Annotated in this window: 7 protein-coding genes; all 7 read right to left on the bottom strand. The window is 49.7% G+C overall.

The features are described from left to right. Positions 1–140 precede the first annotated feature (140 nt). The gene (modA, locus tag KKC1_RS13460) at positions 141–941 is read right to left on the bottom strand and encodes a molybdate ABC transporter substrate-binding protein (RefSeq protein ID WP_088554953.1); all 801 of its coding nucleotides are present in this window, start codon (positions 939–941) and stop codon (positions 141–143) included. Beyond that, positions 938–1,855, bottom strand: coding sequence for a beta/alpha barrel domain-containing protein (locus KKC1_RS13455; RefSeq protein WP_088554952.1), 918 nt, complete (start codon positions 1,853–1,855; stop codon positions 938–940). Before KKC1_RS13455 ends, modA begins: the two co-directional genes overlap by 4 nt. A 4-nt stretch (positions 1,856–1,859) precedes the next feature. Continuing rightward, positions 1,860–2,711 carry a radical SAM protein gene (locus KKC1_RS13450; RefSeq protein ID WP_088554951.1) on the bottom strand — a complete coding sequence of 284 codons (852 nt, stop codon included), beginning with the start codon at positions 2,709–2,711 and terminating at the stop codon, positions 1,860–1,862. 3 nt (positions 2,712–2,714) lie between these two features. Further along, a complete protein-coding gene (locus tag KKC1_RS13445; RefSeq protein ID WP_192868247.1) occupies positions 2,715–4,388 on the bottom strand; it encodes a nitrogenase component 1 in 1,674 nt (557 codons plus the stop codon). 104 nt (positions 4,389–4,492) lie between these two features. Next, entirely contained in the window at positions 4,493–5,818 is a 1,326-nt protein-coding gene (locus tag KKC1_RS13440) for a nitrogenase component 1 (protein WP_088554950.1), read from the bottom strand. A 30-nt stretch (positions 5,819–5,848) separates the two neighbouring features. Beyond that, a complete protein-coding gene (locus KKC1_RS13435; RefSeq protein WP_088554949.1) occupies positions 5,849–7,315 on the bottom strand; it encodes a nitrogenase component 1 in 1,467 nt (488 codons plus the stop codon). A gap of 24 nt (positions 7,316–7,339) precedes the next feature. Next, complete coding sequence (locus KKC1_RS13430) at positions 7,340–8,749, bottom strand: nitrogenase component I subunit alpha (protein ID WP_153802866.1); 1,410 nt, start codon at positions 8,747–8,749, stop codon at positions 7,340–7,342. Between the last annotated feature and the right edge of the window lie 77 nt (positions 8,750–8,826).

The following is an 8,826-nucleotide window of genomic DNA, read 5'->3' as shown; positions in this document are numbered from 1 at the left end:
GGCGGGCACACGCCACTCCGGTTACAGAAGCCAGCGCGGTTGCCAGCAGTGCCACCCGCAAAGACAAAACTAAAGCGGTCAACGCTTCGCCCGGCATCACTAACCTCCTTTCCGCAAATCTTCTTCAAACTATTTACCATTTACCGCCCGGTAGCTAGCGGCGTAAAGCCGTATTTGGCAAAAACCTTGGCTGTCTCCGGTCCCGCAAGGTAGCGGAGGAAATTAAGAGCGGCTTCTTTTTCTTCACTATAGCTGATTACAACTGCTGTATAGATGACTTCCTGATGTAAATCTTTACTTGCTTTAGCAGCAATTCTGACTTTCCCTGAGGAAACTGCATCAGAGAAAAAGACTATACCAGCGTCAACAATTTCAGACTCTACATAATGTAAAACCTGACGAACATCCTTAGCAAATACTAACTTCTGTTGCAATCCATTCCACAAGTTCAAACTAACCAAAGTTTCCTGGGCATACTTACCAGCAGGTACAACTTCAGGATTACCAATAGCAATCTTCTTTACTTCAGGTTTTAACAGGTCTTTGAAATCCTTAACCAGATCAACGGCTTGCGGGGTGATAAGTACTACTTCATTACCAAGCAAATTTTTACGTGTAGAGGGATCAATGAGCCCCTTTCTATCCAGATCGTCTACCTGTTTTTTAGCGGCAGATATAAATATATCTACCGGTGCCCCCTGTTCAATTTGATGCTGTAGAGTTCCTGATGCGCCAAAGTTTAAATTGATAGCAGCACCTTGAGCTGAATATAGTGTTTTTATTTCCTCCATTACATCCTTTAAGCTCATGGCGGCAGATACAGTAACTTGCTTCGCAACCCCTCGCTCAAGCTTTTCCGCCCTGCTACAACCAGACACGTAAAATAGCCCTGCCAGAGCAGTCATTAGCAGAGCCGTCATATAGATAACAACTCTCCTCATCTTCGTTCCACCCTCAGCATGTTTTCAATAGGTTGTATAGGTTGGGTTGTTAAAGCCTTATAGGCCGACGGACGATGGCCCGTCCGCAGTTTATATTCAGCCTGAGTCGATACCCGATTGGCCGCCCGCGCCACATAACGACTTAACAACTGAAGAACCCTGTCTCCTAGCCCCAACTCGGTACCGTATATCCCTTTAAGCGCCGCAGCCAACTCCTCCAAAGAAGTATTCCCGGCTCGTTCGCCCAAACCGCCCACGGTAACATCCACATAACTGCACCCGGCCTTAACCGCTGCCAGCGTGTTGGCGGTAGCCATACCGAAGTCATTATGCCCGTGAAACTCGAGCGGAATAGCCACCTTCTCCCGCAAGCGGCTGAGACGCTCAAAAGTTGTAAAAGGGTCTAGAATCCCCACCGTATCACAGTAACGCAGCCGCTCGGCCCCCAGTTCCTGCGACACCAGCGCAAACTCCACCAAAAAAGATTCTTCTGCCCGGGAAGCATCCTCCGCCCCCACCGTCACCCGGCATCCGTGAGCAAGAGCATAAGATAGGGCTTCTTTTAACCGTGCCAGGACCCAGCGGTGCGATTGGTGCAGTTTGTACCGGATATGGATTTCCGAAATGGGAGCACAGATATGAATATCCCGTACCCCGCAAGCCAGGGAAGCCCGGATATCCGTTAGTAACAACCGGTTCCAGGTACTCACCCGGCTTTGTAAACCCAGCGCTGCTATTGTTCTAATCGCTTCCTGCTCTATTTCTCCCATTGCCGGAATGCCCGCCTCAATCTGGTATACGCCTACCCGATCCAACAGCCGGGCAATAAGCACTTTCTCCTCGATACTAAAGACTACTCCCGGCGCCTGTTCCCCATCCCGCAGGGTAACGTCAATAATCAAAGGCCTCTGCATAACCTTACCTCCGGGCAATACAGCAAGCGTTTTTCCCGTTATCCTCTTCATTTAAAAGACCCACCGCATCGGCCCGGCACTGCCGGCACCAATCCATCTGGGGTATATACTGCTTGCAAACGGCTCGGGCAAGAGCTATCTCTTTACGAGTAGGTGGTGCCAGGTGGGCAAAATCAGCCAAGGGAACCAGCGGCATTATGTTCATCTTAAACGCTCCCAGCCTGGCTACCGTCCGCGCCACTGCCGGGATGTGTTGGCTGTTAACCCCGGGAATGAAAACAGTATTCACCTTCACATACAGGCCGGCGTTCCTGGCTTCTACAATACCCGTAGCCTGTTGCGCCCAAAGGAGCTCGGCAGCCTCTATCCCCCGATAGGTTAAGCCGCGCCACTGAACGTAATCGTAAATCTGTGCTCCTATCAATGGATCCACTGCATTTACGGTGACAGTTACGGTCTTAACTCCAACAGCCTTTAGCTGCGTCACATATTCCGGCAACACAAGGCCGTTTGTGCTGATACACTTGACTAACTGAGGAAACCGCTTATGGACCAAGCGCAAAGTTTCTAACGTCGCGGCATTGGCCAACGGGTCACCGGGGCCGGCAATACCCACCACCCGGATGTACGGGTTTTTCTTTACCATTCCCGTTATCCAATGTAGCGCCTCTCTAGGGGTGAGCAACCGGCTGGTAACACTAGGACGGCTCTCATTAGGGCAATCGTATTCACGGGTGCAATAGCGACACTTTATATTGCAAGCCGGCGCTACCGCCAGGTGTATTCGACCAAAACGCCGGGCCGCTGCCCGATGCAAACAAGGATGTTGCTTGATAAAATCCATTGCTTCCTTCATGACTTATCGCTCCTCCCCACTTTGTAGTACAAGGGAACACTGTTCCAAAGCCTGAAACAATGGCCCCTCCGATTCAAATACCATCAAACCTGCTTCCTCCGCCCGCTCCCTTACGCACCGCCCGGCACGTACACAGATCACTCCCTGGCAGTCTGACAGCAGATCCAGTCGGTGTTGCAAGCCATCCTTGCCTTTAGGTTGGCTACAGGAATTCTCACTTACCAGAGAAGGACGTCTGATTTCCAAAAGATTTATGTTCTCCCCGCATATTTCAAAAATCATAAACTGTTCGGCTCGACCAAAATGTTGGTCTACCGTTAAACCATTACGGGATGCTACAGCAACTTTCACTTTATCAACCTCTCCCCTTCTGCGAGCTAACCGCCACACAGGCGCACTGATAAGTCCGGCTGCTTCCCGAGCCAGGTTTACAAACCCCCTAAATCCGGCAAAGGGACTCATTTCTTGTGGAAACACCAGGAAAGGCACACCCAGTTTATGACTCAAGTACTTTTCCTTAGTTCCGCCCACTAAAAGATGAGGTTGTCGTTTAACCAGGAACTCCTCTAATTCTTTTTCATGGGCATCATCAATCAATACTGCACCATCTGGAACTTTGGCTCCGGCTTCTTGGTAATCCTCCCGGCAACCAAACTGGGAACCGGCCATCACCACTTCCATTCCCAATTCTTTAAAGGCCTTGGCCATCGACCCCATCCTGGAGGCACCGAAAAACAGGGCCACCCGTTTTCCAGCCAGGCTCGATAAAAAAGGCGCTGCTGCCTTTCGGGCTTCCTGTATACTTGGTTCAATTATGTCTTCTGCCCCAGCCACGCCAAAGAACTGCCCTATGGAGCGCAAAGCGGAAGCAGTTTCTTCTAACCCAAAAAAAGACACTTTAAGGTAAGGGATTCCAAATCGTTTCTGCATACCTTCAGCCAGGGCCTGCCCGGTGCGGCGACAGTGAACGATGTTTAATCTAGCCCGGTGGGCATTGGCCATAGCAGCCACAGATGCCCTGCCGGAGAAAGCGCAGATCACTTTCAGCCCCAGTTGTTTCAGCAGCCCTTCAATTTCGTCAAGATCACCCTGTACATCAAATTCGCCCACAATATTCACCCCGTTGTCAATGGGCTGTTCTGCTTTTCCTATGCCAATGAAATGCTTGAACAGCACACCAGCCGCAATGTCGTGACCCTCTGCCTGACTTCCGCAAAACCCGGGACAATCTACGGGCACGACCGGCAGGCCGGTATCTTTTGTAGCGCGCTTGCAGACAGCAGGAATATCTTCGCCGATGACCCCCGCCACACACGTAGCGTAGACCAAAACGGCACGGGCATTAGGGTTACGCGTAACAGCTTCCACTATAGAGTCATACAGCTTATCTCCCGCCCCGAATATGATGTCCCGCTCAACCAATTGGGTAGAAAATATCCGGTAACTTTTACGCCGCACGGTGCGCCCGTAATAGGCACAACCTGCCGGACCATGTATTAAGTGAATTACATCCGGAATAGAAGCCAACATCCACCGCGCCCCGTAGAAGGCGCAAGCCCTTTCTGAGATCACCCCGGGTACAGTAGGCCTGCTACATACCGGAAGAACTGATGGGTCAGCTTCTTTGACAACTAAGTGACCGCGGCGGTAGGGCAAGACTTCTATGGGAACCGACACGGATACTCACCTCGTTTCAAATTAAATAGAACCGGAACCGACCGGTCGCCCGACGGAGCATGTCATTGCTCTATACCGGCCAGCCCGGCCCTGAAGGTAATCCGTTAATGTTTAGATTGACAGTCCAGTATACTGTTGACAATAAGATCTAAGAGTCGCAGACTGCCACGATAACCTAATACAGGCCACCGGTGATAACCAAACCGATCGTAAACAGGAAAACCGATTCTTACCAACGGTATGCCTATATTTTTGGCGACTTCCGCCCCATACGTAGGCCCTAAAATAACATCGGCGCCACGTTCTCGCACGGCCATTTCAAACTGGTACAAATCACCACCAGAAATAACGGTAGGCGTATAACCGTACTCTTTGCCGGTAGCTTCCACCTCATGAGCAAATTTCTTACTGGGCGTATTACTCATTACTACTGTCGGCTCCATTTCTAGTTCACAGATGAATCTGCTTATAGCTGCCACAATATCGGGATCTCCCGTTATAGCAACTCTCTTCATCATCGTGTATGGAGTAGAATCTGCCATGGCGTCGAGGAGAATCCCCCGTTCACGCTCCAGCGATAAAGGCACCTCTACACCGGCAAGTCGTTTAACGCCAGCCAGAAACCTATCGGTATTGCCCACTCCTACCGGAAGAGGACCGTATATGGCCGGAATATTGAACCGGCTATGTAGGTAGGCAGCTCCCGCTCCTCCCGCATGTGGAGTAAGGGCGATAGTTCCAATGGCATTCGTGGCGTCCGACAATTCTTCCACCGTAGTTCCACCCACGGAAGTGGAAACAGCGGATCTTTCCAAGGGAGTATCCAATGTTTCCGCAACATCAGATATCATAGTAAACGAAACACCCATTACCCTTAAGATTCTTTTTATCTCTTCCACATCGCCTGGATTAATTATGCCGGAAATTATATTCAGCTTACCATTGAGATTTTTCCGTGGCTGCCCCAGGTGTTTTAATACAGTTTGGGAGGCAGTATCATAACCCTTTATGTGACTACCGGCATAACTCGGCGTATGGATAGGTACTATCTTAACTTCCTCATCCCCCAGTTCATCCTTTGCCTCCCGGACAAAGGCATCAATGTCGTCACCGATGGTTTCGCTGATACAGCTACTTATAACACCGATAAATCGCGGCCGATATCGGTTTACCAGGTTCCTGATCCCCTCTATTAAGTTGCGCCGCCCGCCAAAAACCGCGGCATCCTTATGAAAAGATGTCGATGCAACCCGCACCGGCTCCCTGAAGTGCCGCGTAAGAAGGTAACGCACGAAACTGCAACAACCCTGGGAACCGTGCATAAGAGATACCCCTCCCTGAATACCCAAAATCATATAGACAGCTCCCAGCGGCAGGCATGTGTGACATGGGTCTATGGTTACCGTTCGTGCACCCAAAGTAGTTCCCATAAAACACACCTACTTCCCTTTTTATATGGCCTAAAGCTGTTGCGTACGGTCATCCGGGTACTTATAGTCGAGGATAGCGTTAGCAATTTCGGCCAACAGGAACTCTCCACCGCGGTAGCCGACAACGGGCCTTTTCTGGTAACCTACCCGGTCCCAAACCATTAACCCTACTCTGATCAGCGGAACCTCTAACTCCCTGGCAATATCTATCCCTTTACAGTTGCCTATAATGAGGTCAACATTTATCTTTTTTAGGTACTCCTCAAACTCAAAAAGGTCAGAGCCATTGAAAATCTTCGGACTGCAATTATACTCCGCAGCAATCTCCTCGATATCGCCGGTAAAAGTTTTGCTAGGTGTACCGCTTAAAACTGCTACCGGATCCATCCCCAGTTCGCAGGCAAACCTGGTAACACCTACCACAATGTCCGGATCGCCAAAAATTGCCACCTTTTTCATCATAGTATGGTGAAAGGTATCAGCCATAAAGTCCAAAAGCCGCCCGCGTTCGTCAAGGAGTTCTTCCGGCATTGATTTTCCGGTCAATTCACTTACGTGCTGTAAAAAGAGGTCAGTATTACGAACTCCTATAGGAGGAGGACCAATTATCGCCCGAACACCAGACTTCCTTTCCAAGTATTGGGCACCAAGCCCTCCTTCATGAGGGCATAATGCTATCGTTCCCAATGAGTTGGCCATATCTTCTATTTCTTCAATCCGCGTGCCGCCCTTAGGATAATAAGGAATCTTCTGAGGCGGCCGTAACGGAGCATCGAATACATCGGAAATATCAAACAGAATGATGCTCTCGACCCCCATTACTTCAAGCAAGTGCTTGATTTCCCGGATATCACCAGGGTTCAGCATACCAGGTATGATGTTTATCTTGTTATTCGGTTTGGTTTTTTGATGAACCAGAGTTTCAATGAAGGCCTTGGATGCCCGGTCATAGCCAACTACATGAGATCCGGCGAAACTGGGAGTGTTGATCAACACTATCTTTACTTGTGCCGCTTTTTCTTCCCCTAACTCTTTTACCAGCTTCTGACGGGCCATTTTTATGAAACTAACCATATCATCGCCAATAATTTCGCTGGAGCAGGTGGTCACCACCCCGATAAGACCCGGCCAGTACCGCACTACCAAGTTACGGATACCTTCAACAAAATTTTTCATGCCGCCAAAAACTGCCGCGTCTTCGTGAAAGGAAGCGGTAGCAATCGCTGCCGGCTCTTTAAAAATACGGCAAAACGTATAGCGGACATAGGTAGTACACCCCTGGGCCCCCTGCACAAACGGGATGCCCCGATGCACTCCCAAGGTGGCAAACATGGCCCCTAGAGGCATGCATGTGCGGCAGGGGTTTATTACTACCGCCCTGTTGGCTGCCGGTACCAGTTGCGGATCCCTTTCAATGTATTGGTCGCTGAGAGGGATCTTGTCGATTTTTAAACGGTCGTAAGGTATACCTTCAATCGGTATAGTGGTTAACTTCATACCCGTTTCCTCCTTGCGCACAGATTACAAAAACTTCCAAACAGGAGCGTAAACCGCCTGATAAATATCCCGGGCAAAGTTCACAAAACCCGCGTAACCAGCATACGGCCCTTTCTCATAAGAGTGGGAATTAACCGTCGGAACACCCATTTTACGCGCCAAGTACTTTTCCTTTAGGCCGGTCAGGAAAAGATCAGGTTTATAAGTGTCGAGCATTTCCTCTATTTCATATTCATTGGGATTATCGATTACCAATACACCATCCTTGGCTCGGACGTTGATTTTTTCATAGTCGTCTTCGTGGGCAAAGGTGCAAGCGCATGCCACTACTTCCATCCCTAACTCTTCCATCACTTTAATCCAGTGCCATACCCGTGGTGCCCCCACATAGATTGCTACTTTCTTTCCTTTGAGCCGCTCGCGATAAAAGGTAATGGCCTTTTCCACCCGAGCGGTCTCTTCCCTAATAACTTGTTCTGCCTTCTCTTCCAACCCGAAAAACTTTGCTACTTTGCGAAGCGCCTCTGAGGTCTGCTCAATACCAAATAGAGATACCCGGACAAAGGGGATGTTGAACCCATCTTTGATCATGTGCGCGATATACTCGGCGGAACGCTGGCAGTGGACCACGTTTAACTTGGCATCGGGCATCTTAATGAGATCTGCAATCCTGGCGTTGCCCGTAAAGGTAGCAATTACGCGCACTCCGATTTTCTCAAAAAGGGGCAGGAGTGCTTTAGTGTCCCAGTCCATGTTGTACTCGCCAACTAAAACGACATCGTAAGGGGTTTTTTCCTCCTCTTTCATGCACAGGTTCGGCCGTTTCTCCCTGAGCGCCTTGATTTGCCGGTAAAACTGGGTGTTGAAGACGTGATGTCCTTTAGACTGACTTACCCCGGAACAACCAGGCGCTTCGGCGTAAAAGACGAATTTACCCGTTTCTTCCTCCAATTGCTTCGCCACAGCGGCAACATCATCGCCGATGAGACCTGTAGTGCAAGTGGTGTAGATAATCAGTCCCTGGGCCTCCGGGAACATGCGAAAAGCTTCCAAACATGCCCGCTTTAACTTTTTCATACCCCCGAAGACAACGTCCTTTTCCTCCATATCAGTACAGGTACAGTAGCGGCGGTTAAAAGCCACGTTTGTCAGCTTGCCCGGTAACGCCCAAGTGTAAAGGTCAGAGAGATGCCGCCGTGTACCCCAGGTATACCAAGCGCAACCCACTGGTGCGTGGACCATGTGGATAACATCAGCAATAGGCCCGCCCACGACCCCGCGTGAGCCAGCAAAAGCTCAACCACGCTCGGTCATATCGCCGGGTACAGTATTTACATTGCATCGCGGGATGACCGGATTTTGCTTATCTGTGATATAGGTGTGTTTACCCCTTTCAGGGATCTGTTCATCGCACTTCAAAGTTACCAACGGCATAGATTTATCCCTCCTATCTCAATATTTTGGTTCTAACTCCCCCAAACTCTTTTTTTCGTAGAATTTGAGGGTTTTGC

It is taken from the genome of Calderihabitans maritimus, assembly GCF_002207765.1.
Lineage (GTDB): Bacteria > Bacillota > KKC1 > Calderihabitantales > Calderihabitantaceae > Calderihabitans > Calderihabitans maritimus.
The sequence above is the reverse complement of the archived record's forward strand: the minus strand, read 5'-3'. Positions and strand labels throughout refer to the sequence as shown.

Coding starts and splice junctions, on each gene's coding strand:
- modA (WP_088554953.1), bottom strand. CDS start 941: ATGAGGAGAGTTGTTATCTATATGACGGCTCTGCTAATGACTGCTCTG.
- KKC1_RS13455 (WP_088554952.1), bottom strand. CDS start 1,855: ATGCAGAGGCCTTTGATTATTGACGTTACCCTGCGGGATGGGGAACAG.
- KKC1_RS13450 (WP_088554951.1), bottom strand. CDS start 2,711: ATGAAGGAAGCAATGGATTTTATCAAGCAACATCCTTGTTTGCATCGG.
- KKC1_RS13440 (WP_088554950.1), bottom strand. CDS start 5,818: ATGGGAACTACTTTGGGTGCACGAACGGTAACCATAGACCCATGTCAC.
- KKC1_RS13435 (WP_088554949.1), bottom strand. CDS start 7,315: ATGAAGTTAACCACTATACCGATTGAAGGTATACCTTACGACCGTTTA.